The sequence below is a fragment of the Nocardioides bruguierae genome, assembly GCF_023656415.1.
Classification (GTDB): Bacteria; Actinomycetota; Actinomycetes; order Propionibacteriales; family Nocardioidaceae; genus Nocardioides; species Nocardioides bruguierae.
This window is the reverse complement of sequence record NZ_JAMOIL010000017.1, coordinates 17,688-43,360: the sequence shown is the minus strand read 5'-3', so window position 1 is coordinate 43,360 and position 25,673 is coordinate 17,688. Positions and strand designations below refer to the sequence as shown.

Sequence of the window (25,673 nt, the reverse complement as noted above, 5' to 3'; positions counted from 1 at the left end):
GATCCGGCAGACGGTTCAGCTCGTCGGGAGCCAGATGCGCATGGTGGTCCGTCCCCGCCTGCCCCATCCGCGATAGGGCCTCAGTGCGACCCGCACACGGTCCTCGGCACCACCCGAAGGGTCCGCGGGCCCCAGATGCGTCTCGCGGTACGGCCCGGGGCTGGACGACACCGCGCCCTCGCCTGAGCTCGTCGCACGACCCGCGATGAGGCGACCGGCCGCCCCACGCACCCGAGGACGGTAGGGCCACGCGGCGTCGAGTGCAGAGCGCGAGCGGAGCGACACCCGTGCCGGCATCCCCTCGCGGAGTTCCGAGGACGGGTCGTCTACGGCCACGTCGTCGAGGGACCAGCCGGCCGGCAGGTCGATGCCTTCCAAGCACAGCACGTCCGGGCCATGCTGCACGGCCAGGCACCCTCGCACCGAGTCGATGCGGGGGTCAGGCTCGATCACACGGGGCCGCAGCGGCAGATGCAGCTCCACCCGGTCCCCCGGGCTCCACGGGCCCACCGCGGTGGCCCAGCCAGGGCTCACGTCCACGGGCGCGGCTCCGCGCACCCGGAACGTGGCTCCCTCGCACCATTCCGGAACCCGCAACCGAAGCTCACACGGCGTCTCGGGAGCCTCCTCGACAACGACGACGACAGTGCCGTCATCCGGGTAGTCGGTACGGACACTCAGCGCCAACGAGCCACCGCGCCACGGCGTCCGCAGGACGTAGTCGCCGTACTGGTGCAACTGCACCCCACGCTCGTCGACGGTAGCGAAGTACGCACTCAGTGAGGCGAACGTGCGGGCGAGGTTGGTGGGGCAACAGGAGACCTCGAACCAGGGGGCACGGTCGGAACTCTCGGCCCGGGGATTGGCCCGCACCGGGTCCACGGGCTCACCCTCCACGCGCTGATGGAGGGGGTTGGCATAGAAGAAGGCGTCCCCGGAGTCGGACGGCGAGGCTGCCACCACGTTGTACAGCGTGCGTTCAATGAGGTCGGCATATCTGACCTCCCCGGTCGCAAGGAGGAGGCGCCAGGCCACCATGATCGAACCGATCCCTGCGCAGGTCTCGCAGTAGGCACGATCGTTGGGGAGCTCCCAGTCCTCGCCGAACCCCTCGTCCTGGTGCCGCGACCCCATGCCGCCCGTGATGTAGGTCCTGCGGGAGACGGTGCGGTCGTACTGGCGCTGCACAGCGTCGAGCAGTTCGGTGTCGGACTGGTCGACGGCGAGGTCGATCGCAGCCGCCGAGAGATAGAGCGCTCGGACGGCGTGACCCCGCAGCACGTCGGCCGTCAACACGGGCGTGTCGTCCTGAAAGTAGGCACGACCGAAGTTGCCCTCGCCCAGGGAGCCGTGGCCACGGCGGTCCACGAACGTACGGGCCATGTCGATGTAGCGCGGCTCGTCGAGCGCCCGGCCGAGCTCGACCAGTCCCACCTCGATCTCCGGGTGTCCGCAGATGGCTTCACGTGCCCCGTCCGCGAACTCCTCGCACAACTGGTCTGCGGCCCGCACCGCAGCACGCACCAGCGTGCCCTCCCCGATCGTGCGCACGTGTGCGACGGCGGCCTGGAGGAGGTGGCCGGCGACGTAGAGCTCGTGTCCTTCCGCCAGGTCGCTCCACCGAGGCCGCTGCTCCCCGTGCCCGAACGCGGTGTTGAGGTAGCCGTCCAGATCCTGTGCCGCGGCGATCCGGGTGGCGAGCGCCTCGAGCCGCACGGGCAGGGTCTTGTCGCCAGTGCGGGCGTACTCCCAGGCCATCGCTTCGGCGACCTTGTAGACCTCGGAGTCGGAGAAGACCCACCCAGGCCTGTCGCCCATCGGTTCACCCGAGGCGACGCGGTCGAAGTTCGACAGCCAGCCCTCGTGATCGAGCCAGTGCATGACGTGGTCGAAGGTCCGGTCGGCATTGACGGACTGGTACTGACGCCACAGTCCGCCGTGCAGCACCAGGGCGTCCAGTGGCAGCGGATGGAGTCGCCCGGTACGCGGAGAGACAGGGACAGCGCGGGCCCGGGTAGAGACTGGCGAGGTGGCGCGGGCTGCTCGCGCCAGGGGTTCGTCGACGGATGTCATAGGAGACCTTCCTTCTCGGAGCGCAGCGGCCGGGTGCAACGACGGACGCCTGCCCGGGTTGCAGGACGCTGAGTGGGTCAGATTCTCTTGGCGGGGCCGACACTGCCGCGGTCGCGGAACACCGGCGCGACCAGTCGGGCGATGTAGGCGGAGTCGTGGGGGCGCTGCCCCTCTATGCGATGGACGAGGTGCTGGACAGCGAGACGTCCCAGGAAGTCGGGTGCGCTCTCGACCGAACTGAACGGAAGAGAGAAGACACGAGCGAATTCCTCGGAGTAGCGGCCGATCACTGAAAGGTCGTCGGGAGCGCTGAGCCCGCGCTGGTGAAGGACGCCGGGCAACGCTGTCGCCGCCGCCTCGTTGTTGAGCAGGAGGCCCGTGACCCCGGGGTGCTCGTCGAGAAGATCATGGAGGCACTCCCCTATCTCGGGAGCGCGGGAGGGAGCGAAGCTGTGATGTACGCGAACCCCGAGCTGCTCGGCGCGCTGCATGCATCCGTCACGCAGTCGCCACACGTAGGCACCGCCGCGTTCGACCACGTCGTGAGGTTGCGAGATGAGCAGCATCTCCTCGTGGCCTGCCTCCACCATCTGCTCGACCATGAGTCGCCCGGCCTCAGGGAAATCAAGGTCGAACACGTCGACACCCGCACCGTCGCGCGGAAGACCGACGAGGGCTCCTGGCTGTTCCGCATTGCGGAGCAGAGGTATTCGGGGATCATCCTCTGCGACGTTCAACAGCACCACCCCATCGACCATCCGCGAGTCTGTGACGCGACGCAGCGCCGCAGGACCGTCCGGGTCAGTCACGAGGAGCACGTCGTAGCCGAGCTTTCGGGCCGTGTCCGTGACTCCCTGGATGTACTGGAGCATCGCCGGAGCGAACTCGTCATCGAGGAACTGGGCGAGAAGGCCGATCACCCGCGTCTGCGAGGTCCTCAGCGCACGGGCACCCGCGTTCGCGGTGTAGCCGAGCTCGCGGGCAGCGTCCGCGACACGAGCCCGCACTTCCGGCGAGATGGCTCGACGACCGGAAAATACGTAGGAGACCGTGGAACGCGAGACACCGGCGCGCTTGGCCACGTCACTGATCGTGACCATGCATACCCCCTGATCGAACCGATTCGATTGATGTGGATCACACTGTGACATCCAGGCGCTTCCGGCGCAAGGCGTGGAGGGCCGAACACTATTGTTCTCACCTACGCCACCTTGGCCCGGCACGTCCTCGGGTTCAGCCTTGCAGTTTCCGCGGGAGGCGTCTCTCGCAGAACAAGGCGGCGCCGCCTGCAGTGTGGCCACCAACCCACGCGAGGGGCGCCACCGCCCCCGGGCTACAGTCGAACGGATCGAGGGATTCCGATTACGGCGTTGATCGCCGCCGGACGAGCTCGCCCCGGTCATGTGGTCGTACTGGCGCAGAGACCGGGCGCGACCGCGTGCGTCTCCCGCTACGACAGCGCCTACACTTGCTCGACACCCGAGGAGGCCACGTGACGATCGCGCCGCGCCGCACCCGCCGCGAGGAGATCATCGAGATAGCGGCGCGCGTGTTCGCCAAGACCGGCTTCCGCGCGACCTCGCTCGCGGAGGTGGCGGCCGAGGTCGGCGTCTCCCAGCCCGGCCTTCTGCATCACTTCAAGACCAAGGACGCCCTCATCCTCGCCGTGCTGCAGCAGCGCGACGCGGAGGACGAGGAGTGGATGGCCGGGGCGTTGGACCCCGACGACGTCACGCTCGAGACGTGGGTGCGGGTGATCGCCGAGCGCAACCTGGGCCAGCCCGGCCTGGTCCGGCTGTTCACGCTCACGGCGGCGGAGAGCCTGGACGCCGACCACCCGGCGCACGAGTACTTCAGCCAGCGTCACCTCCACAGCCGTGCCGCGCTGACGGCGATCGTGCGACGCGACCAGGAGGCCGGCCGGGTGCACACCGACCTGGACCCCGAGGTCGTGGCCATCGAGGTCCTGGCGATGATGAACGGGCTGCAGCTCTTCTGGCTCTCGGCGGGGGACGTCGACCTCGTGGGGCTGCTGATGGCCCACGTCCGCCGCTACCGGACGGGCGCCGCCTGACCGAGCCTCGGCCCCGCCAGGCAGGCGGTCCCACCGGGCCCCAGCCTGGGCCCGGTGGGCGTGACGGGGCACACTGTCCCCCGACCTACCAAGCACTCGGTCAGGAGGACTCATGAGCTCGTGCTGCATGCCGGGACGACCCGACGGCGAGGGCGTGGCCCCGTCTGCGGGCTCCCCGCCCACCGCGACCACGGCGGACGACGGGGCTTCCTGGGTCGCGCTGCAGGGCGGGCCCTTCCTCATGGGCACCGAGGATGCCGAGGGGTTTGCCTCCGACGGAGAGGGGCCGATCCGCGAGGTCGTGCTCAGTCCGTTCGAGGTCGACCGGTACACGGTGAGCAACGACCGATTCGCCGCGTTCGTCGCGGCGACCGGGTACGTCACCGAGACCGAGCGGATCGGCTGGTCCTACGTCTTCGCCTCGTTCCTGCCCGGGCCGTTGCGCAAGGCCTCGCCGCGGCCCGACGTCACACCCTGGTGGGCGGCCGTCACGGGCGCCACCTGGGACCACCCCGAGGGGCCGGGCAGCGACCTCGACGGGCGCGCCGACCACCCCGTCGTCCACGTCTCGTGGGCGGACGCGAACACCTACGCCCGCTGGGCCGGTGCCCGGCTGCCCACCGAGGCCGAGTGGGAGCACGCGGCCCGAGGCGGCCTCGAGCAGGCCCGGTTCGCGTGGGGCGACGAGCTGACGCCGGGGGGCGAGCACCGCGCCAACATCTGGCAGGGCCGCTTCCCGGTGAGCAACACGGGCGAGGACGGCTACCGCGGCACCGCGCCCGTCGACGCCTACGCGCCGAACGGCTACGGGCTGCACCAGGTCGCCGGCAACGTGTGGGAGTGGTGCGCCGACCGGTGGGGCACCACCCACGCCCCTGCGGGCGCACGGGACCCGCGAGGGCCGGCGACAGGTGAGGACCGGGTGATGCGCGGCGGCTCCTACCTCTGCCACGACTCCTACTGCAACCGATACCGGGTCGCGGCCCGCACGCGGAACTCGCCGGACAGCGCCGGCGGTAACCTCGGCTTCCGACTGGTGCGCGACTTACTGACCATTAGGTAACGTGTCCTGAGACACGTCCCGCAGGTCCAGGAGCGCCCATGCCGTTGAACATCCTCGTCATCACCGCCGACGACATGGGGGCCGAGGCGCCCGGCTGCCTGGGCGGGCCGTCCTGGACGACTCCCCACCTCGACGCGCTGGGCGCATCCGGGGCAGTCCTCGGCCACGCGTTCGTGCCGATCGCGGTGTGCCAGCCCAGCCGGGCGGCCATGCTCAGCGGCCGCTGGCCGCACCGCAACGGCGCCATGGGGTTCGAGCCCATGGACGAGCACGTCGAGCTGCTCACCGACGTCCTGCGCGAGCAGGGCTACCTGACCGGCGCGCTCGGCAAGCTCGAGCACCTCCAGCCCCAGGACCGCCTCGCCTGGGACTTCACCCGCGACCGGGCCGACCTCGCCGACGGTCGCGATGCCACCGCGTACGGGGCGAGCGCCCGCACGTTCGTGCGCAGCGCCCGCGAGCAGGGCCGGCCGTGGTTCCTGCTCGCCAACTCCCACGACCCGCACCGGCCCTTCCACGGCAGTGACGAGGAGCAGACCTTCTACCCGCCGGAGGTCCGCGATGCCTTCCCGGAGCCCTCGCGCACCTGCCCCCCGGACGACGAGGTGAGGCTGCCGGGATACCTCCCGGACCTACCGGAGGTGGAGCGCGAGTACCGGGAGTACCTCTCCTCGGTGCGTCGCTGCGACGACACCATCGGGGCCCTGCTCCGGGTGTTGGAGGAGGAGGGCCTGGTCGAGGACACCCTCGTGGTCTTCCACGGCGACCACGGCATCGCCCTGCCGTGGGCGAAGGCGAGCTGCTACCGACCGGGCATCCACGTGCCCGTCGTGCTGCGCTGGCCGGGAGAGGTCGAGCCCGGGACTCGGATCGATGCGTGGACCTCCACCCTGGACCTGCTGCCCACGCTGTGCGAGGCCGCCGGCGCACGGGTCCCCGAGGGGGTGGACGGGCACAGCCTCGGCCCGCTGCTGCGCGGGGAGGTCTCGACCTGGCGCGAGGAGGTCGTCTCCGTCTTCCACGAGAACTCCGGCGGCATGCGGTTGGAGATGCGCGGCCTGCACCGCCCCGACCGCACCTACGTGTGGAACGCCTGGGCTGACGGGACGCCGCGCTACCGGGCGGAGAACATGTGGGGCCGCTCCTGGGCGGCCATGGTCGAGGCGGCCGAGGGTGACCCCGCGATGGCGGCGCGCACCGACTTCTACCTGCGCCGTGCTCCCGAGGAGCTCTACGACACACAGGTCGACCCGGACGCGCTGGACGACCTCGCTTCCTCCTCGGAGCACGCCGACGACCTCGCGGCGTGCCGAGCGGCGCTGTTGCGGTGGATGGAGGACGTCGAGGACCCGTTGGTCGAGCAATTCCGCGCGCACCTCGGCACCACGGTGGTCGGCGCATGAGCGGGGCGACCGACCGTGGCACCCGACGCTTCCCAGCGGGGGTCTACGCTGCCGGCGGGGAGCCGGACCCCCGCTTCAGCCTCGCCAACGAGCGGACGTTCCTGGCCTGGATCCGCACCTCGCTGGCGCTGGGCGCGGCCGGCGTCGCGCTCGTCGCCCTCGACCTGCCGATCGAGCCGTGGCTCGAGCGCGTGCTAGCCCTGGGCCTGGTGCTGCTCGGCGCGCTCGCTCCCCTCGAGGGCTGGTGGGGCTGGGTCCGCACCGAGCGTGCCCTGCGCGAGGAGCGGCCACTGCCGTCCGCGCTCCTCTCGCCCGTGCTCGCGGGCGGTACGGGCGTCGTCCTCGGCGTGCTGCTGGTCGCCCTGGTCGTGAGCAGCCTGTGAGTGCGGCGCCGCTGAATGGGCGTCGCCTCGGGAACGCCCGCGAGGCGGGACTCTGGGACGTCGCCGTGCAGGCCGAGCGCACGGCGCTCAGCTGGCGCCGCACCGCCCTCTCGCTGGCGGTGGCCGCCGCGGGGGCCGGCCGCGTCCTCGCCCCTGTCTCGCCGCGGGTCGCCCTCGCGGCGGCCCTGGCCTTCGCCCTGGCCGCCCTCGCCACCGGCGCCTCCGCCCTCCGGTACCGCACTGTGACGCGGTCCCTGCACCGTCACGACGAGCTGGTGGGGCCGGCGCGGGCCGGCGTCCCCGTCACCGTGCTGGCCGTCTGCTGCTGCCTCGGGATGCTCGGCGTCCTCGTGGTCGTCGCCTTCGTGGAGTAACGCTGAGGGACATCCATCGGATAAAGATCGCCGCGTGCGCTTGCTCACTTACTGAGCATTAAGTAACGTGTGCCACGTCACGGACCTGAGAGTCCGACGCCACCGACCCGCACTGCGGCCGGTCGGAGGGCACCTCGTCATCCAAGGAGAACAGCCATGTCCCAGACTCGTCTCGCGCCCGTCAGTCGGGCCCTGGTCGGCATCGCCGCCCTCGTGCTCGCCGGCGGCTCCCTGACGGCCTGCGCATCCGCCGTCCAGCAGGAGGCGTCCGGCGGCTCGGGTGAGTGCGTCGACGGTGGAACGCTCACCATCGCCAACGCCCAGGCCCCGATCCCCGAGCGCGTGCTCGCTCAGGGTGCCGCGAACCAGTGGTGGGCCCGCGGGGTCTTCGAGCCGCTGGCCTACGGGACGGCTGAGGACCCCACGGCGCTGGACCTGGTCCTCGCCTCGGACATCTCCCTCTCCGACGACGACCTCACCGCGGTCATCACGCTGAACGAGGGAGTCACCTTCAGCACCGGGCGCGACATGACTGCCGACGACGTCGTGTGGACCTTCGAGACGGCTGCCTCGGAGACGTCGCCGTCGGACGTGAAGGCCATCCTGGCTACGTGGGACATCGAGAAGACCGGCGACCTCGAGGTCACCATCACGGGCCAGAACCCGCTGACGCCGGTCCTGGCGAGCACCCTCGACCTCACCCCGATCGTGGACTCCGAGACCTACGACGGCCTGCTCGACGGCAGCCAGATGATCGGCACCGGGCCGTACGTGGTCAGCGACTACACCGCCGGCGCCGGCATCACGCTGGAGCGTCGTGACGACTACTGGGGCGAGGAGCCGTCGCTGGCCACGGTCCAGGTCGACACCATCGCCGATTCCACCGCCCAGATCTCGGCCCTGCGCTCCGGGAGCACGGCGATCGCCTCCGGTCTCACCATCCAGGACGCCACGACCCTGGTGGACGGCGACGACTCGTTCAGTCTGTCCTCCGGGGCGGACGCCGTCTTCCCCCTCGTCATCGACACCACCAAGGGAGCCGGCGCGGACGTCAAGGTCCGCCAGGCCATCGCCATGGCGATCGACCGGGACCGGATCAACGAGCAGGTCTTCTCAGGCCTCGGCGACACCGACGGCCTGTACTGGTCGCCGTCCAGCCCGGACTACCCCACCGACCAGGCCGGCTTCACGTACGACCCTGACGCCGCCTCGGCGCTCGTGAAGGAGGCCGGTGCGGAGGGCGAGACCGTCACCATCACCTACCTCAACATCCCGACACTGGCCGCCGAGTACCAGATCATCGCCAACAACCTCGAGGCGATCGGCCTGACGGTGAAGGCAACGCCGCTGGCCGGTCCCGACTTCCAGGCGCGTGCCGCCGAGCAAGCCGCCGGCAATTACCTGATCCTCCGCGGCTCCAACGGCGGAACGGCGTTCATGCTCCAGACCAACGCCGACCTGCGCCTCGCCGGTGCCCACCGCGTGTTCGACACCCCCGAGTACGAGAAGCTCGTGAACGCGGTCATCGCAGCCGGCGAGGACAGCGCCGAGGCCACCGCCGCCCTCACCGAGTACATGAACGAGCAGGCGTTCCTCGACGTGCTCGTGACCGCGCCGTTCCCGTCCGTCGTCGACTCCAGCGTCCAGGGCATCGCCTACTCGCTGGGCGGCACCAACTACTACGACGCCTGCGTGACCCAATGATCCGCTACCTCGTCCGCAAGCTGCCCTCGGTGGTGCTGGTCCTCCTGGTCACCAGCGTCATCGCCTTCAGCCTGCCGCGCCTGGTGCCCGGTGACCCCGCGGCACTGCTCGCCGGTCCGGACGCCTCGCCGCAGACGATCGCAGCCATCCGCGCGGAGCTCGGCCTCGACCAGCCGTACGTGACGCAGTACCTGCACTGGATGCAGGGACTGTTCACCGGTGACCTCGGCACCTCGCTGCAGTACCGGCGGCCGGTCTCCGAACTGATCGGGGACCGGATCGGCTCGACCCTCGAGCTTGCCGTGCTGGCCGGGCTGCTGCTGGTCGTCGCCGGCATCGGTCTCGGCGTCGCGGCCGGCTCCTCGAACCGACGCTGGTCGCGATTCCTCACCGAGGGCACCAACACCACGATGCTCGCGATGCCTCCGTTCCTGGCGGGCCTGCTGCTCATCCTGGTCTTCGGCGTCGCGCTGCCCGTCCTCCCCATCAGCGGCGAGGTCTCGGTGCTCTCCGACCCGGTCATCGGCATCCAGTACCTGATCCTGCCCGCGATCGCCCTGGCCCTGCCCATGGCGGCCGGCATCGCCCGGCTGGTGCAGACCCAGATGCGTTCGGTCCAGCAGGAGGACTTCGTCGACCTGGCTACGGCCAAGGGCGTGCCGTCCGGGCGCATCTACCGGCGCCACGTCCTGCGCAACAGCCTCGGCCCGGCCGTCGTGGCCATCGGCATCCGCTTCGGCGACCTGCTCGCCGGTGCCGTCGTCATCGAGGCCATCTTCGCCCGCAACGGCATCGGCCAGCTGGCCGTCACCTCGGCGCAGGCCTCCGACTACGCCGTCATCCAGGTGGTGATCGTCGGGACGGTCTTCGTCGCCGTCATGGCGCAGCTGCTCACCGAGATCACCCTGGCCGCCCTCGACCCCCGCATCCGGCTCGCCTGAGCCGCGCGACACGACTGGAGAAGCCATGTCTGCCACCAGCGCTCCCGCGCGCAGGGCGACCAAGGACGTCCGCCGGGCCCCCCGGTTCCCCACGCTCCACCGCTACCTCATGGTGCTCAAGAGCGGGCGCGGCATCACCGCTCTCGTGCTGCTCGGCACCCTCGTGGCGCTGGCTCTGCTCGCGCCCGCCCTCTTCCCGGGCGGGTACGACGAGCAGAGCAGCGGCGCGCTGGCCGGGCCGTCGGCCGCCCACTGGCTGGGCACCGACGAGTTCGGCCGCGACATCCTCGTCCGCACGATCTACGGCCTGCGCACCGACCTCACGCTCATCATCACCGCGGTGCCCGTCAGCCTCGCGATCGGCACCCTGCTGGGCCTCACCGGCTACCTCAACGGTCGCCTCGGCCTGTTCGTGCAGCGTGCCCTCGACATCGTGCTCGGCATCCCCGGACTGCTGCTCGGCATCATGATCGTGCTGGTCATCGGCGCCGGATGGTTCGCCCTGTTCTCGGCCATCGTCATCGCGGGCCTGCCGCAGTTCGGTCGCCTGGCGCGCGCCGGCCTGCTGACCCAGCAGGACCGTGAGTACGCGGTGGCCTCGCGGACGCTCGGTGTGCCGCGTCGCACGGTGATGGTCCGCCACATCCTGCCGAACGTCGTCGACCCGCTGCTGGTGACCGCGGCGATCTACACGGTGGCCGCGATCTTCATCGAGGCCAGCCTCTCGATCGTGGGCCTGGGCATCAACCCGCCGCAGCCCTCGCTGGGCGCGCTGCTCAACACCGGCGCGCGCTACGTCCAGACCCTGCCCACCTACGTCATCGGTCCCGGCGTGGTGCTCCTGCTCCTGGCCCTGGCCTTCACCCTCCTCTCCGACGCGCTCAACAAGGCGGCGAACCGACGATGACCATCACCACCCCCTCGACCGAGCCCGCCGGCTCCCTGGACACGGACCTGCTGCTCGACGTCCGCGGTCTCCAGACCCACTTCGAGACCCAGTTCGGCATCGTCCGGGCGGTCAACGACGTCTCCTTCACGGTCCGCCCCGGCGAGGTCGTCGGCATCGTCGGCGAGTCCGGCTCCGGCAAGTCGGTCACCGCCCGCTCGATCCTGCGGATGATCCACAAGCCGGGCCGCGTCGTCGGCGGCGAAGTGCTCTACCGCGGCCAGGACCTGCTCGGTGTCTCCGACAAGGAGATGCAGGCACTGCGCGGCTCGGAGATCGCCATGGTCTTCCAGGACCCGCAGTCGGCGCTGAACCCCGTGATGACCGTGGGCGACCAGATCGCCGAGGCACTCATCGTACACGGCGGCGAGAAGAAGGCCTCGCGTGCTCGCGCGCTGGAGCTGCTCGAGCAGGTCGGCATCCCGGACGCGCCGCGCCGGCTCGACGAGTACCCGCACCAGTTCTCCGGCGGCATGCGCCAGCGCGTGGTCATCGCCATCGCGCTGGCCAGCTCGCCCAAGCTGCTCATCGCCGACGAGCCGACCACCGCGCTCGACGTGACCATCCAGGCGCAGATCCTCCGGCTCCTCGCCCAGCTGCGCGAGGATCTCGGCGTCGCGGTGCTGATGATCACCCACGACATGGGCGTCGTCGCCGAGATGTGCGACCGCGTCGTGGTCATGTACGGCGGGCGCGTCATGGAGCGCGGGCCGGTCGAGGCGATCTTCAGCGCGCCCCAGCTGCCCTACACCGCGGATCTCCTGGCCGCGATGCCCAAGCTCGAGGACGGGGAGGAGCACCGACTCCCGGCGATCCCGGGCGCCCCGCCGGACCCGTCCCGCCTGCCCACCGGGTGCTCGTTCAACCCGCGCTGCCGCTTCGCCGAGGACCGGTGCCGCGAGTCCGTGCCGGTGCTGACGATCCGTGGACCCGAGCACAGTGCCGCCTGCCACGTCACCGGGGACGGCGCGCCGCTGACCCCGGCGCCTCCGGCGGAGGCCACGGCCGCCCGTCGCGAGATCGGCGGCGAGCCACTGCTGGAGATCACCGACCTGCGGGTCGACGTCAACTGCGGACGCGGCGGGCTGCTCGGCAAGGCCGACCCGGTGTACGCGGTGGACGGCGTCAGCCTCGAGGTCCGCCCCGGTGAGACGCTCGGCCTTGTCGGCGAGTCCGGCTGCGGCAAGTCCACGCTGGCTCGCGCGATCATGGGGATCAACCCCGTCTCCGGCGGCTCGGTCTGCATCGGCGGCCAGGAGCTCGGCCCGAAGGACCGGGCCGGGTCCAAGCGCATCCGTGAGACCGTCCAGTACGTCTTCCAGGACCCCTTCGCCTCGCTCAACCCGCGCCGCACGGTGCGGCAGTCGATCGAGGAGGCCCTCGAGGTCCGTGGCGTGCCGGCGAAGGAGCGGGAGGCCGAGATCCTGCGGCTCTCCGAGCGTGTCGGGCTCAACCCGCTCCACCTGGACCGGCTCCCCCACGCCTTCTCCGGCGGCCAGCGCCAGCGCGTCGGCATCGCGCGTGCCCTGGCTGCCGAGCCCCGGCTGCTGGTGTGCGACGAGCCCGTCTCCGCGCTCGACGTCTCCATCCAGGCGCAGATCATCAACCTCCTCTCGGACCTGCGCGACGAGCTCGACCTGGGCTTCCTGTTCATCGCCCACGATCTGTCGGTGGTCAAGCACATCAGCGACCGCGTGGCGGTGATGTACCTGGGCACCTTCGTCGAGATCGGTGACGCCGAGCAGGTCTACAGCGACCCGCAGCACCCCTACACGGCCTCGCTGATGGCGTCCTCCCCGAAGCCGGACGTCGCCCAGCGCGACCGCGAGCGGATCGTGCTCACCGGTGACCTGCCGTCCCCCAAGAACCCGCCGACCGGTTGCCGCTTCCGGACCCGCTGCCCCATCGGGCCGCTCTTCCGCGACGACCGCCAGGTCTGCATCGAGCAGGCGCCGACGCTGACGCCGACCGCGACCGGCCAGATGGCCGCCTGCCACTTCCCGGGCGAGCTCGCCGCCCCGACCGCCTGAGCACGCCCGAGACCACGAGGAGACCCCACGTGCGCATCATCTACATCGACGTCGACACCCTGAGGGCGGACCACACGACCCCGTACGGGTACCACCGCGACACCACGCCGAACCTCCAGGCCCTGGCCGACCGGGGCGTCACCTTCGACCGCTACTACGGCTCGGACTCTCCGTGCCTGCCCTCCCGCACGGCGCTGTACTCCAGCCAGTTCGGCATCACCAACGGCGTCATCGGTCACTTCGGGGACGCGGCCCGCTACCGGCTCGACTCCGGTCACGCGCCGCACCCGACCCGGCCTCTGTTCGGCCAGCTGCTCCAGGCCCACGGCACCTACACCGCTGCCGTGTCGATGTTCGCCGAGCGCCACCGCGCCTACTACTTCCTCGGCAACTTCCGCGAGACCATCCGCGCCACGGGTGAGCTCAACGACGAGGACGGCGCCGACATCAACCGCGTCGGGCTGGACTGGATTCGCCGGCACGCGGACGAGGACGACTGGTACCTGCACCTGACGTACTGGGAGCCCCACACCCCCTACCTGGCAGACCCGTCCTGGACGCGGAAGGCCGCCGAGTCCGGCCCCGTCCAGGAGTGGCCGGATGCCGCCACGATCGAAGCGCACCAGGAGGTCTACGGGCCGCGCACGGCCCGCGACCTGCACTACGCCGGCTTCCCGCTGCCCAGCCCGGTGCCCTCGAACATGCCCGAGCAGATCGGCGACCGGGCCGACTTCGAGCACCTGATCAACGGCTTCGACGGCTCGATCATGTACTGGGACTCGCTCTTCGGCGAGCTGCTGGCCACCCTCGACGAGCTCGGCATCGCGGAAGAGACCGCGATCATCGTCTCCGCCGACCACGGCGAGTCGCTGGGCGAGATGGGCTCCTACGCCGAGCACGGCAACGCAAACGAGCCGGTGCACCGCCTGCCGCTGGTCATGTACTGGCCGGGCGTCACCGACGACCTCCCCGACGAGGCCCGACACCGGGACGAGATGCTCTACAACATCGACCTGGCGCCCACCTTGTGCGAGATGCTCGACATCGCGCCCGGCTCCGGCTGGCAGGGGCGGTCCTTCGCGGCCGCGATCTCCGGTGGCGAGATCGAGGACCGTGAGTACCTGGTGCTCGGCCACGGCGCGCACACCTACCAGCGCGCCGTCCGCACCAGGGAGCACCTCTACGTGCGGACGTACCACCCCGGCGCCAACTTCGTGGAGTGGGAGTCGCTGTACCACGTGCCGAGCGACCCGCACCTGACGGAGAACCTGCTGGACAAGGAGCCCGTCCTCGCCAACGAGATGCGTGCCCATCTCACCGAGTGGTGGAACGAGCTCGCCGGGCGTCCCGGCGCGCTGCCGGACCCCATGCAGACGACCCTGCAGACCGGGCCGACCTATTACAACGACCCGGTCACCTACGCGCAGCACCTGCGCGACACCGGTCGTGCCCACCTCGCCGATGACCTGATGGAGCGGCTGGCGGCCGCGTCCGGCGCGACGCCGGTCTCCTGGCATGCACAGGAGCCGTCCTGGACGCCCGAGCGGCACCACCAGTGGGCCCGGATGATCTTCGGCGAGGACGCCGAGAAGGAGCCCGCCCAGTGAGCCCGCGTACGACCCACGCGGGCCGGTGGGTGTGAGGGTCGGCGTCGACGTCGGCGGCACCAAGGTGCTCGCCGGCGTCGTCGCCGCGCCGGAGGGGCCGGTGCGCTCGCGCACCTCGTGGGCGACGGTCGGTGACCCGGCGCCCTACGAGACCCTTCTCGCGCACGTCGCGCAGCTGATCGCCGACCTCGGCGGCCCCGCCGCCGTGGACGGCGTGGGCGTGGGCGTGCCCGGACCGCTCGACCCCACCGGCGAGCAGTTGAGCGTGGCGCCGAACCTCGCGGGCCTCGGCCGACGCGGGTTGCGCACTGAGCTGGAGCAGGCGTGGGGCGTGCCCGTCCGGCTCGAGAACGACGCGAACGTCGCCGCCCTGGGAGAGGCCCGAGCAGGGGCGGGACGAGGCTCCGACTCGTTCCTCTACGTCTGCCTCGGCACCGGTATCGGGGGCGCCGTCGTCCACGAGGGCGCCCTGGTGCGGGGCGCTTTCCGGGCCGCCGGGGAGATCGGACACGTGCCGATCCGGCCGGGCGGGCTGCCCTGCGGGTGCGGCGGCCGCGGCTGCTACGAGCAGTACGCCTCCGGCACCGCTCTGGGCCGCCTGGCCCGCGAGCGCGGCTGGCCGGACTCCCACAGCCTGGTGGCCGCCGCGGCCGCCGGAGACCTGCCGGCGATCGCCGTACTCGACGTGTTCGCCGACGCTGTCGCGGAGGGGCTCGTCCACGCGGTCCTGCTCCTGGACCCGGAGGTCGTGGTGCTCGGCGGCGGCGTGGCCGCGGCCGGCACGCTGCTCTCCCGTGCCGTCGAGCGCGCGCTGGGCGACCGGCTCGTCACCCGTGCCGCCGAGCCGCTGCCGGAGGTCCGCACGTCCACACTCGGACCGGACGCGGCCGTGCTCGGTGCCGCGTACCTCGTGGATCGGCCGACCGCGCCCTTGCGTGCGCGCGCGGGATGATGGAGGGGTGGAGGCAGGTCGCACGAGGTCGCTGCATGGCTTGCGGCACCCGGCCTGCCGAGGGCGGCTGTCGGCGCTGGAGGAGCCCGTACTGCTCACACGTCGTATCCACCTCAGCGACCCTTGCCCTCATCGCGCCCAGAGGAACACGGCACCCAGGAGCCCCAGCACGACCACCGTGGACCCTGTTGCCAGCACCGCGACACCAGCGCCGACCCTGTGCGCGTCGAGGTATCGGCCCGAGTAGGACCTGGAGGACCCGACGAGGACCAGCACGACGGCGGGCATCGTGACGAGTGCCCACACCGCGGCGGCGGGTCCCCAGTCGTGGAACGAGAGTCGCACCATCGCCAGGCCGACGACGGCCACGGAGAACGCCGTCCTCCGCCAGGCCAGTGCGGTCCGCTCGTTCTGCAGGCCCGGGTCCTGGGCCGGCACGCGGGCGTATCTCACCAGAACGCCGCCCACAGAAGCACACCAGCGAGCACCAGCCCCACCGGGAGAACCCCCACCCACAGGAAGCCGGGAAGGGCACGCCCCTCCCGCATCGCACGTTCGGCCCGCGCCCACCGCAGGGTGGCGATGCCGGACAGAAGCACGCCCAGCAGCACCAGGACCGAGGCGAGCACCGTGCCGGCGGCTCCCGCACCGGCCGGCGCGAGCAGGTCCGCTCCGACGCCGCCGGCAATGAAAGCCAGAGCGGTCCTGATCCAGGCCAGGAAGGTGCGCTCGTTCGCGAAGCTGAAGCGGTAGTCCGGCTCGTCGCCCTGGCCGTAGACCCACCGAGGCCGCCGGACGTGCTCGCTGGTCATGACCGCGCCTCCCCCACCGTCGGTGCGACGCCGGAGCCGAAGGACAGCGTCCGGGTCTCGAGGAAGGGATCGACGCCCAGGGCCGAACCCTCGCGTCCCCAGCCCGCCTCGTCGAAGCCGCCGAACGGGAGCCTGGGCGCATTGGGCGATCCTGTGTCGATCCCGATCATGCCCACCCGCAACCGCGACGCGAAGCTCGACGCCTCCTGGCGGGACCTCCCTGCCACGTATCCGCCGAGCCCTCTGCGCCACCCGTTGACCTCCCGGGACACCTCTTCCGGGCTGTCGAAGCCGCGCAGGAGGAGGAGCGGTCCGAACACCTCGGCGGCCCACGACGCGGAGTCGGATCGCACCCGCACCGCGGTCGCAGGCACGTTGCGCGTACCCCCGCTCATCGCGGTCCCCACTGCGGACTCCCCACCATCACGCACGGCAATGTCGGCCAGTGCTCTGACGGAGTCCGCAAGCTCATCCGTGCGCAGCGGGCCGAGATCGGACTCGGGATCGAACGGGTCGCCCGTGACCATGGAGGACACCCTGGCCACGACGGACTCCCACACCTCGTCGACCAGGGACTCGTGCACGAAGACGTTGTTCGCAGCGATGCAGGAGCTCCCGTTGTTGCGGAACTTCGCCACCATGAGGTGGTCGACCGCCCGGCCGACGTTCGCCCCCGGAAGGATCACGAACGGGGCTCGTCCGCCGAGCTCGAGCACACCGCGCTTGAGTGTGGCGCCGAGACGCGTCGCCAGGCCGACTCCGACCTCCGTCGACCCGGTGAAGGAGGCCGCCCGCACGTGGTCGCTGTCCACGAGCTCGTGGGCCTGGTCCCGCCCACCCAGGACGACGCCCACGCAGCCGGCGGGCAGGTGACGGTCGCAGGCGCGTGTGAGGGCGATGGCGCTGAGCGGTGACAGCGGAGAAGGCTTCAGCACGACAGGGCAGCCTGCGGCGAAAGCGGCAGCGAGCTTGCGCGCCGGCAGCGAGAGCGGAAAGTTCCAGGCGGTGATGGCGGCGACCACGCCGACAGGCACGCGATGAACCTGTGCCCGGTCATCGGTCCACTCGTGCTCGAGTCGTTCCGCGACCGAGGCGAACCAGTCGAAGTAGGCAGCGCTCATCTCGACCTCCGCCATCGCCTCGGGGTGACGCTTGCCGGTCTCGCGCACGATGAGGGGGGCGAGGTCATCCGCATCACGAGCCAATTCCTCCCGAGACAATGTCAGGACAAAGTTGGCAGCATTGATTGCCGATGTCAAGCACATGATGGCGCGATCAGACGGACCTACCGTTAGAGCGGTCAGCCGAACCAGTCAGGCGCGGTGCGCGGGGTAACGGAACCCAAGCGCGCTCGGACCGTGTGGGGACTGGTGAGCCAGCGGCCGTGGCGTGCGGCGAGGACTGTCGGCGACGGTGGCCAGATCCACCGCGCCTGCTGGACCGCCTCAGAGCGTGCCGCGCGGTCAGCGTCCGGCCGTTCACCAGTGACGCCTACCAGGGCCGAGGTGAACGCAGCGAACCCCGGTCACGGGCCGCAACCGCGCATTCCGCATGCTTCCAGTGCCCGCAGCAGCACGGCCACGGTGGCCGGCGGTCTCGCGGCCAGGCGGACCCAGCCGTCGTCGAGCCCGGGGAAGGTGTCGCAACGCCGCGACGCTACGCCGACCTCGCGCAGACGCCGGTGCGTCCCCTCACCGAGCCTGGCGAGGAGGAACGGCGCGCTGCCCGCCACGACCTCCACCCCGCGCGCGCGGAGCTGCGTCGCCATCGAGGCCGACCAGTCCGACAGCTCGGTCGCACGCCGGGCCTGCTCGGCAGCCCCCTGCGGCGTGCTGATGGCGAGGACCGCCGCGCACGCGGCGGCCGAGAACGACCACGGCGGGCGGGCGGCGCGGAGTGTGTCGACGTCGTCCGGGCCACCCAGCAGGTAGCCCGCGCGCACGCCCGGGATCGCCCAGGTCTTGGTGAGGCTGCGGACGACCACGACGCCCTCCACGGGAGATCCCGCGAGCGAGGAGGGCTCCCCGGGCAACGCGTCCATGAACGCCTCGTCGACCACGACGAGCCGGCCGGGCCGGGTCAGCGCCAGCACGTCCTCGCGCGGGTGCAGGACCCCCGTGGGGTTCGTCGGGTTGCCGAGGACGACCAGGTCGGCGTCCTCGGGGACGGCCGCCGTGGCCAGGCGGTGGTCGCCGGAGGTCAGCACGACCTCGACGCGGTGCCCGGCCTGCTCCAGCGCTGCGTGCGGCTCGGTGAACTGCGGGTGCACGACGACGGGCCGCCGCCACGGGCGCATCCGGGCGAGCAGGGTGAACGCCTCGGTGGCGCCGGCAGTGGCCAGCACCTCGCGGGGGTCGCGACCGTGGTTTCGGGCGAGCGCGACCTCGGCGGCGCGCGCGTCAGGGTAGGCGGCGACGTCCTCGACGCTGTCGCGCAACGCCTGGGCGAGCCAGCGCGGCGGACCGTGGGGGTGGACGTTGACGGCGAGGTCGAGCAGCCCGGCTCCCCGGACCTCGACGTCGCCGTGGTGCAGGAGGTCGGTGCCCGGGTCGCCCGCGACCCCGGGAACGCTCACCACGCGCGCACCGCCTCCACGAAGCGCTGCGCCATCTGCGGCTGACCGGCCCAGTGGGTGTGCAGGTAGGAGGCGTGCAGTGTGGGGCTCGTGAAGCCCTCGACCCCGCCTCCTGCTCCGAAGCCGGCGCCGTGCGGGCCGTCGGCCACCCTCCACGCGGGCGCCGCCCCGGCGGTCGGGGTGACGCGGGTGCGGTGGAACTCGTGCCCGGTCACGCTCTCGCCGACCCGGGTGAGCAGCGAGTCCGAGACCGCGACGGCCTCCGGGTAGCGCAGCGTCAGCCGCTCGTGCATCGCCGCGTCGGCGTCGATCGCGCCGATCATCGACACCCCGTCGAGGGTGCGGCACAGGTAGAGCAGCCCGGCGCACTCGGCGACGGTCGGGAGGCCCGAGCGCACCGCGTCGCGCAGCTGGCCCACCAGCGAGACGTTCTCCGCGAGCGCGTTCACGTGCACCTCGGGGAAGCCCCCGCCGAGGTACAGCCCTGCCACCCCGGCCGGCAGGGCCGGCGCGCTCGTGGGGTCGAGGACGACGACGTCGCAGCCCGCCGCACGCAGCAGCTCCTCGGTCTCGGCGTAGCGGAACGTGAAGGCGCGGCCGCCGGCGACGGCGACCACGGGGAGCGCGCCGGCCCGGGTCTGCGCGGGCCGGGGCGGGGCGAGCGGCGGGCTCCACGGCTCGACCTCGAGCTCCGGGGCGCTGCGTGCCACGTCCAGGACGGCGTCCAGGTCCACGTGTGCCTCGACCAGCGCGACGAGCGGATCGAGCTCGGCCTCGACCATCCCGCGCTCGGCGGCCGGCACGAGCCCCAGGTGCCGCGACGGGGTGGCGACGGACTCGTCCCGCGGCACCTGGCCGAGCACCGGCACCCGCACCGACGACGCCACCTCGGCGGCGTGCCGCGGGCTGCCGACGCGGTTGAGGATCACCCCCGCCACCTGGACGGACGGGTCGTACGTCACCAGCCCGTGGACGACCGCGCCCACCGTGCGGGAGGCACGGGCGCAGTCGACGACCAGCACGACCGGCGTGCGGGTCAGGGTGGCGACGTGGGCGGAGGAGGCGAAGCCGTCCGTGCCGACGCGGCCGTCGAAGAGCCCCATGACGCCCTCGATCACGGCGACGTCGGCCGGGCGTGGGGTGCTCGCTCCGTGCAGGAGCAGCGGGGCGACCCGCTCCTCGCCGACCAGGTGCGGGTCCAGGTTGCGCCCGGGACGACCCGTGGCGAGCGCGTGGTAGCCGGGGTCGATGTAGTCGGGGCCGACCTTGTGCCCCGACACCTCCAGCCCACGGCGGCGCAGCGCCGCCATCACGCCGGTGGCGAGGGTCGTCTTCCCGGCGCCGGTGCTCGGGGCGGCCAGCAGGACGCGGGCCAGGGCGTGGGAAGCGCTCACCACTCGATGCCCTTCTGCCCCTTCTGCCCCCGATCCATCTGGTGCTTCACCTTGGTCATGTCGGTGACCAGGTCCGCGGCCTCGACGAGCGCCGGGTGCGCGCGACGTCCGGTGACCACCACGTACTGCCGACCGGGACGGTCGCGGAGGGTGGAGACCACCTCCTCGACGTCCACCCAGCCCCACTCCATCGGGTAGGTGAACTCGTCGAGCACGTAGAGGTCGTGGCGCTCCTGCGCGATGGCGCGGCGCACCTCGGCCCAGCCCTCGGCGGCGTCGGCGGCGTGGTCCGTCTCCTCCCCGGCCTTGCGCGACCACGACCACCCGGCGCCCATCTTGTGCCAGGTCACGGGCCCGCCCTCGCCGGTCTGCTCGTGCAGCTCGCCGAGCCGCTCGAGCACGGTCTGCTCGCCGATCCGCCACTTCGCGGACTTCACGAACTGGAAGACCCCGACGTCCCAGCCCTGGTTCCAGGCGCGCATCGCGAGGCCGAAGGCGGCGGTCGACTTCCCCTTGCCGTCACCCGTGTGGACCATCAGCAACGGCAGCGAGCGGCGCTGCGCGGTCGTGAGCCCGTCGTCCGGGACGACGAGCGGCTTGCCCTGGGGCATCAGATCTCCTCACCGACGCCGCGCGCGGCCGCCGTAGGTCTCGTGGTGGACGGCGTCGGCCAGCGGACGCCGCGAGCGCCAGCCGTGGCGCTCGAGGTCGGGAACGGTCTGGCGGTGGCCGACGTGACCGAGGCAGAGCCAGGCGATCGGACGGACCCCCTCCGGAGCGCCGACCAACGCGGCCAGCACCTCCTCGCGGTAGAACGACACCCAGCCCAGGCCCAGCCCCTCCGCGGTGGCGGCGAGCCAGAGGTTCTGGATCGCCAGGACGCTGGAGAACAGCCTGGTGTCCTCGACCGTCCGAGAGCCCAGGACGTGGTGTCCGCCGCGACCGGGGTCGTGGGTGACGACCACACCGAGCCCGCTCTCGCGCACCCCGTCGGTCTTGATCGGCTCGAAGACCGCCCTCCGGTCGGGAGGCAGCTCGGCCGCGAACGCCGCCCGCTCGGCCGCCACGTGCTCGGCGAACCGCACGATCGTCGCCGGCTCGCGGACCAGCACGAAGTCCCACGGCTGCGTCAGCCCGACGCTCGGCGCGGCGTGCGCCGCCTCGAGGACGCGGCCCAGCACCTCGTCCGCCACCGGCTCGCCGGTGAACTCCGCCCGCACGTCCCTGCGGGCCTCGATGACGTCGTAGAGCGGGTGGCGGGCGGGACGGGTCGCCGCCGTCACGCCGCGCGTCCGCGGAGGATCGAGCCCCGCACGGCGGCGTCCAGCGCGGAGGCGTCGACGGTGCCGACGGGCAGGTGCTCGGCGCCCAGGCGGGCGGCGAGCGTGCGGGCCAGGCCGAGGCGCATCGGGCCGGCCTCGCAGTCGACGACGACGGTGTCGACGCCGTCGGCGGCCAGCACGTCGGCGGCCTCGAGAGAGCGGGTGAGGGCGTTGGGACCGCTGGTGGCGCGGCCATCGGTGACCACGACGAGCAGGGGACGTCGCGCGCCGGCACGGCGGCGCTCCCGGTCGAGCACGCGGGCGCACTCGGCGAGGCCCTCGGCGAGCGGGGTGCGCCCGCCGGCGGGCATCTGCTCCAGCCGGGCCGCGGCCACGTCGACCGAGCCGGTCGGCGGGAGCAGCAGCTCCGCGGCGCTGCCGCGGAACGTCACCAGGCCGACGGTGTCGCGGCGCTGGTAGGCGTCCAGCAGGAGGCTCAGGATCGTCGCCTTCACGGCCGCCATCCGGCTGCGCGCCGCCATGGAGCCGGACGCGTCGACGCAGAACAGGACGAGGTTGGCCTCGCGCCCCTCGCGGACCGCCTCGCGCAGGTCCGACCGCTCGATCAGCAGGCGGTCGCCGCCCCCGGCACCCGTGCCGCGGCCCCGCGCGGCCTGGTGCGGGATCGCCGCACGCAGCGTCTCCAGCAGGTGCAGCGACCCACCGCGGGACGCCGGGCGGGCCCCGGTGCGGCGGCCGGTGGCGGACTCGGCGCGGCTGCGGCGGCCGGCGTCGCTGCGCGACCTCCCCCGGGTCGTGCCCCTCGCCTGGAGCAGGCGGGTGCGGAAGGGCGCGTCCGCGGCGGCGGTGGTCGTGGGGCCGGCGGGCTGCTGCGGCGGCTCGGGCTGCGGCGCGTGGGGCTGCGGGGCAGGGACGTCATCCGTCCGTGCGGAGGGGACGTCCGGGGTGGATGACGTCCCGCCCTCGGGGGCGGTGCCGGGGCGCTCGTCGGTGGCGGGGCCGTCCGAGTCGCCGGGGCCGTCGCCGCCGCCGCCGCCGCCGCCGCCGCCGTCGGTGCCGCCGTCGGGGGTCGGGGGCTCGGGCTCGTCGTCCGGGCCGAGGGCGTCGTCGAGGGCCTGGTCGAGCAGGTCGTCGTCGAGGCCGGGGCTGTCGAAGGGCGAGCGGCGGCGCCGGTGCGGGAGCGCGAGCCGGGCGGCGACCCGGACGTCCTCGCGCGTGACGCCGGTGCGGCCGCACCAGGCGGCGTGGGCGACGGCGGCGCGGGCGGTGACGATGTCGGCGCGCAGCCCGTCGACCTCGAACGCGGCGCAGACCTGGGCGACGGCGAGCAGCATCGCGTCGCCCAGGACGACGGAGGCGGCGAGGTCCCGGGCGTCGGCGATCCGGGAGGCGAGCAGGTGCTCGTCCTGGGCGAAGCGGGCGACGAAGGCGGCGGGGTCCGCCTCGTAGGCGAGCCGACGGCGGACGACCTCGACCCGGGTCGCCGGGTCGCGGGGGGCGGCGACGTCGACGGCGAGGCCGAACCGGTCGAGCAGCTGCGGGCGCAGCTCGCCCTCCTCGGGGTTCATCGTGCCGACGAGCACGAACCGCGCGGGGTGGGTCAGCGAGACACCGTCGCGCTCGACGGTGGCGCGGCCGGTGGCGGAGGCGTCGAGGAGAAGGTCGACGAGGTGGTCGTGGAGGAGGTTGACCTCGTCGACGTAGAGCAGGCCGCGGTGGGCGCGGGCGAGCAGGCCGGGCTCGTACTCGGCGACGCCGTCGGCCAGCGCCCGCTCGAGGTGCAGGGAGCCGGTCACGCGGTCCTCGCCGGCGCCCACGGGCAGCTCGACGAGCCGCACCGGCCGGCTGGTGACCGCGGCGTCGACGCCGAACGGGCCGTCGGGCGAGACCTCGGCCTCGTCGTCGGGGTCCGTGGAGAACCGGTCACCCTCGACCACCCGCACGGGCGGCAGGACGCGCGCCAGCGCCCGCACCGCGGTGGACTTCGCCGTGCCCTTCTCGCCACGCACGAGCACGCCGCCGAGGGCGGGCGCGATGCTGGCCAGGACGAGGGAGAGGACCATGTCCTCGGAGCCCACGACGGCCGAGAGTGGGTAGGACAGGTCTGACTGCTGTGGCATGAGAGGCTCCCGCTCGTCCGCCATCGGATAGGACGCCGCGAGGCCGGTCTTCGGACTTCCGGCCTCGTGCATGGCGTGCACGTCCGGTCACCGCAGCGGGCCTGTGCCGGACTCTCACCGGCTTCCCAGATTCTCCTCCGCACCCCGGTCTCGCGGACCGTGGCTCGAGGCACCTCGTGGCTGTGCGCTCACGATAGCGTCGGCGCCCATGTCCTCGTCCGCCGCCCACGCCCCGATCGTCGTCGCCGCCTTCTGCCTCCTCGACGAGCAGGGGCGGCTACTCGTCGTCCGCAAGCGCGGGACGACCGCGTTCATGCTTCCCGGCGGCAAGCTCGAGCCGGGCGAGACCGCGCTGGCCGCCGCTCGCCGCGAGGTGGCCGAGGAGGTCGGGCTGACCGACCTCGTGGCCCGTCCGTTGGGCCACTGGACCGCGGCCGCCGCCAACGAGCCCGGCCGCACCGTGGTCTCGACCGTCTTCGTCGCCGACCTGCCGCGGGACTCCGCCGGCGCCGCCGTCGTGCCCGTCGTGGCCGGCGAGATCGAGGAGCTCTGCTGGCTCGACCCGGCGGACGCCGATCCCGCGGTGCCCGGCGGCCACGGACTCGCCCCGCTCACCCGCGACGCCGTGCTGCCCGCCCTGCGCGCGCTGCGTGCCGGCACGGCTCCCCGGGTCGCCGTCGTCGGCATCGGCGCGGACGGCGACCTCACCGCGGCCGGACGCGACCGCGTCCTCGCAGCGCCCTCCGTGCTGGGCGCGCAGCGGCACCTCGCGCTGCTCCCCCCGCCCACGGGCCGCGCGGAGCACCAGGTCCGCGAGAGCTGGGGCCGCCCGTTCCGCGAGAGCCTCGTGGACCTGCTCGCGTCGCATCCCGACGCCGTGGTCCTGGCCTCGGGCGACCCGCTGGTCTCCGGGGTCGGAGCCACCCTCGTGGACCTGCTCGGCGCCGACCGGGTCGAGGTGCTGCCGGCGGTCTCCTCGGTGGCGCTGGCCCGGGCCGCGATGGGCTGGGGCGAGGAGTCCTGCGCGGTCGTCACCGTGGTCGGACGTCGCGTCGAGCGCGTCCTGCGCGAGGTCGCCCCGGGCCGCCGGGTCGTCGTGCTGTCCTCGGACGCGACCACCCCCGCCGTCCTGGCCGCGTTGCTGGTGGCGACCGGTCAGGGCGCCGCGGCGCTGACCGTGCTGGCGGACCTCGGCGCCCCGACCCAGGCACGCTGGGACACCACCGCCGCGGGCTTCGCCGCCCGCGACGACCTGGTCGACCTGCCGGCGCTGAACCTGGTCTGCGTGGAGGTGCCTCGCTCGGCCGCGGCCCACGGGATCGGCTGGGTGGCGGGCCTCCCGGACGACGCCTTCGAGCACGACGGCCAGCTCACCAAGCGCGACCTCCGCGCTGCCGCGCTCGCCCGGCTCGCGCCCTGCCCCGGTGAGCTCCTGTGGGACGTCGGCGCGGGGGCCGGGTCCGTCGGCGTCGAGTGGATGCGGGCGCACCCCACGTGCCGCACGATCGCCATCGAGCAGCACCCCGACCGCGTCGCCCGGATCGGCCGCAACGCCGCCCGGCTCGGTGTGCCTGACCTGGTCGTGGTCGAGGGCGGGGCGCCCGGGGCCCTCGCCGACCTCCCGGCCCCCAACGCCGTGTTCGTCGGCGGCGGCGCCACCGCCCACGGGCTGCTCGAGGAGTGCCGCGAGCGGCTGCGCCCCGGCGGCCGGCTGGTCGTCCACGGCGTGACCCTGGAGACCGAGGCGGTCCTCGCCGAGGCGTACGCCGGGCACGGCGGCGAGCTGACCCGCCTCGCGGTCGAGCACGCTGCGCCCGTCGGACGGTTCACCGGCTGGACCCCCGCCCGCACCGTCACCCAGTGGACCTGGACCAAGCCCCACGCCTGACCGCGGTCGGCTCCGTGGGGCGGGGAGCACCACCGACCCCGAGGCGACGCA

At 72.8% G+C, this 25,673-nt stretch carries 20 protein-coding genes, 2 pseudogenes and 1 riboswitch; of the genes and pseudogenes, 12 read left to right on the top strand and 10 right to left on the bottom strand.

Annotation, left to right across the window (positions count from 1 at the left end; translation table 11 throughout):
• Positions 1–15: 15 nt before the first annotated feature.
• From M8330_RS22700 to M8330_RS13840, 3 genes and pseudogenes are all read right to left on the bottom strand, one after another.
• On the bottom strand, positions 16–687 hold the full coding sequence (locus tag M8330_RS22700) for a glycoside hydrolase family 127 protein (RefSeq protein ID WP_372490223.1): 672 nt from the start codon (positions 685–687) through the stop codon (positions 16–18).
• 99 nt (positions 688–786) lie between these two features.
• Positions 787–2,073 (bottom strand): annotated as a pseudogene (locus M8330_RS22695) (glycoside hydrolase family 127 protein); the annotation flags it as partial.
• A 77-nt stretch (positions 2,074–2,150) separates the two neighbouring features.
• Positions 2,151–3,173 (bottom strand): LacI family DNA-binding transcriptional regulator, encoded by a 1,023-nt coding sequence (locus M8330_RS13840; protein WP_250827808.1) that lies wholly within the window; start codon positions 3,171–3,173, stop codon positions 2,151–2,153.
• Positions 3,174–3,565: 392 nt separating this feature from the next.
• Here M8330_RS13840 and M8330_RS13835 point away from each other — a divergent pair, with 392 nt between their 5' ends.
• From M8330_RS13835 to M8330_RS13785, 11 genes are all read left to right on the top strand, one after another.
• Positions 3,566–4,147, top strand: a complete 582-nt coding sequence (locus M8330_RS13835) for a TetR/AcrR family transcriptional regulator (RefSeq protein ID WP_250056236.1) — start codon at positions 3,566–3,568, stop codon at positions 4,145–4,147.
• Positions 4,148–4,259: 112 nt separating this feature from the next.
• Positions 4,260–5,210: a formylglycine-generating enzyme family protein gene (locus M8330_RS13830; RefSeq protein ID WP_250827807.1), complete on the top strand. Its 951-nt coding sequence runs from the start codon at positions 4,260–4,262 to the stop codon at positions 5,208–5,210.
• Positions 5,211–5,248: 38 nt separating this feature from the next.
• A complete protein-coding gene (locus M8330_RS13825; RefSeq protein WP_250827806.1) occupies positions 5,249–6,613 on the top strand; it encodes a sulfatase family protein in 1,365 nt (454 codons plus the stop codon).
• Positions 6,610–6,996: a YidH family protein gene (locus M8330_RS13820; RefSeq protein WP_250827805.1), complete on the top strand. Its 387-nt coding sequence runs from the start codon at positions 6,610–6,612 to the stop codon at positions 6,994–6,996. The genes M8330_RS13825 and M8330_RS13820 overlap by 4 nt, the downstream gene beginning before the upstream one ends.
• A gap of 65 nt (positions 6,997–7,061) precedes the next feature.
• Positions 7,062–7,370 carry a DUF202 domain-containing protein gene (locus M8330_RS13815; RefSeq protein WP_250827804.1) on the top strand — a complete coding sequence of 103 codons (309 nt, stop codon included), beginning with the start codon at positions 7,062–7,064 and terminating at the stop codon, positions 7,368–7,370.
• Positions 7,371–7,526: 156 nt separating this feature from the next.
• Positions 7,527–9,074 carry an ABC transporter substrate-binding protein gene (locus M8330_RS13810; RefSeq protein ID WP_250056246.1) on the top strand — a complete coding sequence of 516 codons (1,548 nt, stop codon included), beginning with the start codon at positions 7,527–7,529 and terminating at the stop codon, positions 9,072–9,074.
• On the top strand, positions 9,071–10,015 hold the full coding sequence (locus tag M8330_RS13805; protein WP_250056248.1) for an ABC transporter permease: 945 nt from the start codon (positions 9,071–9,073) through the stop codon (positions 10,013–10,015). The genes M8330_RS13810 and M8330_RS13805 overlap by 4 nt, the downstream gene beginning before the upstream one ends.
• 25 nt (positions 10,016–10,040) lie before the next feature.
• The gene (locus M8330_RS13800) at positions 10,041–10,922 is read left to right on the top strand and encodes an ABC transporter permease (protein ID WP_250056250.1); all 882 of its coding nucleotides are present in this window, start codon (positions 10,041–10,043) and stop codon (positions 10,920–10,922) included.
• Positions 10,919–12,991 (top strand): ABC transporter ATP-binding protein, encoded by a 2,073-nt coding sequence (locus M8330_RS13795; RefSeq protein ID WP_250056252.1) that lies wholly within the window; start codon positions 10,919–10,921, stop codon positions 12,989–12,991. Before M8330_RS13800 ends, M8330_RS13795 begins: the two co-directional genes overlap by 4 nt.
• A 29-nt stretch (positions 12,992–13,020) precedes the next feature.
• Positions 13,021–14,598 carry a sulfatase family protein gene (locus M8330_RS13790; RefSeq protein ID WP_250827803.1) on the top strand — a complete coding sequence of 526 codons (1,578 nt, stop codon included), beginning with the start codon at positions 13,021–13,023 and terminating at the stop codon, positions 14,596–14,598.
• A gap of 25 nt (positions 14,599–14,623) precedes the next feature.
• On the top strand, positions 14,624–15,550 hold the full coding sequence (locus M8330_RS13785; RefSeq protein ID WP_250056255.1) for an ROK family protein: 927 nt from the start codon (positions 14,624–14,626) through the stop codon (positions 15,548–15,550).
• Positions 15,551–15,679: 129 nt separating this feature from the next.
• Here the strand turns inward: M8330_RS13785 and M8330_RS13780 are convergent, their stop codons facing one another.
• The 7 genes and pseudogenes from M8330_RS13780 to M8330_RS13745 all read right to left on the bottom strand — a co-directional run bounded on the left by M8330_RS13780 (position 15,680) and on the right by M8330_RS13745 (position 23,734).
• The gene (locus tag M8330_RS13780; protein WP_250827802.1) at positions 15,680–15,988 is read right to left on the bottom strand and encodes a DUF202 domain-containing protein; all 309 of its coding nucleotides are present in this window, start codon (positions 15,986–15,988) and stop codon (positions 15,680–15,682) included.
• Between the two features lie 11 nt (positions 15,989–15,999).
• Complete coding sequence (locus M8330_RS22055) at positions 16,000–16,362, bottom strand: YidH family protein (RefSeq protein ID WP_284704709.1); 363 nt, start codon at positions 16,360–16,362, stop codon at positions 16,000–16,002.
• Positions 16,359–17,621 carry an aldehyde dehydrogenase family protein gene (locus M8330_RS13770; protein WP_250827801.1) on the bottom strand — a complete coding sequence of 421 codons (1,263 nt, stop codon included), beginning with the start codon at positions 17,619–17,621 and terminating at the stop codon, positions 16,359–16,361. The genes M8330_RS22055 and M8330_RS13770 overlap by 4 nt, the downstream gene beginning before the upstream one ends.
• A 266-nt stretch (positions 17,622–17,887) precedes the next feature.
• Positions 17,888–20,331, bottom strand: a pseudogene (gene cobBC, locus M8330_RS22690) (bifunctional hydrogenobyrinic acid a,c-diamide synthase/histidinol phosphate aminotransferase CobBC).
• The gene (cobO, locus tag M8330_RS13755; RefSeq protein WP_250056265.1) at positions 20,328–20,942 is read right to left on the bottom strand and encodes a cob(I)yrinic acid a,c-diamide adenosyltransferase; all 615 of its coding nucleotides are present in this window, start codon (positions 20,940–20,942) and stop codon (positions 20,328–20,330) included. The pseudogene cobBC and the gene cobO overlap by 4 nt, the downstream one beginning before the upstream one ends.
• 9 nt (positions 20,943–20,951) lie before the next feature.
• Entirely contained in the window at positions 20,952–21,614 is a 663-nt protein-coding gene (gene bluB, locus M8330_RS13750; RefSeq protein ID WP_250827800.1) for a 5,6-dimethylbenzimidazole synthase, read from the bottom strand.
• On the bottom strand, positions 21,611–23,734 hold the full coding sequence (locus tag M8330_RS13745) for a VWA domain-containing protein (protein ID WP_250827799.1): 2,124 nt from the start codon (positions 23,732–23,734) through the stop codon (positions 21,611–21,613). The genes bluB and M8330_RS13745 overlap by 4 nt, the downstream gene beginning before the upstream one ends.
• Before the next feature lie 24 nt (positions 23,735–23,758).
• Positions 23,759–23,896, bottom strand: a riboswitch (cobalamin riboswitch).
• Positions 23,897–23,942: 46 nt separating this feature from the next.
• On the opposite strand from M8330_RS13745, the gene cbiT reads away from it, so the two are divergent.
• Entirely contained in the window at positions 23,943–25,622 is a 1,680-nt protein-coding gene (gene cbiT, locus M8330_RS13740) for a precorrin-6Y C5,15-methyltransferase (decarboxylating) subunit CbiT (protein WP_250827798.1), read from the top strand.
• Positions 25,623–25,673: the final 51 nt, after the last annotated feature.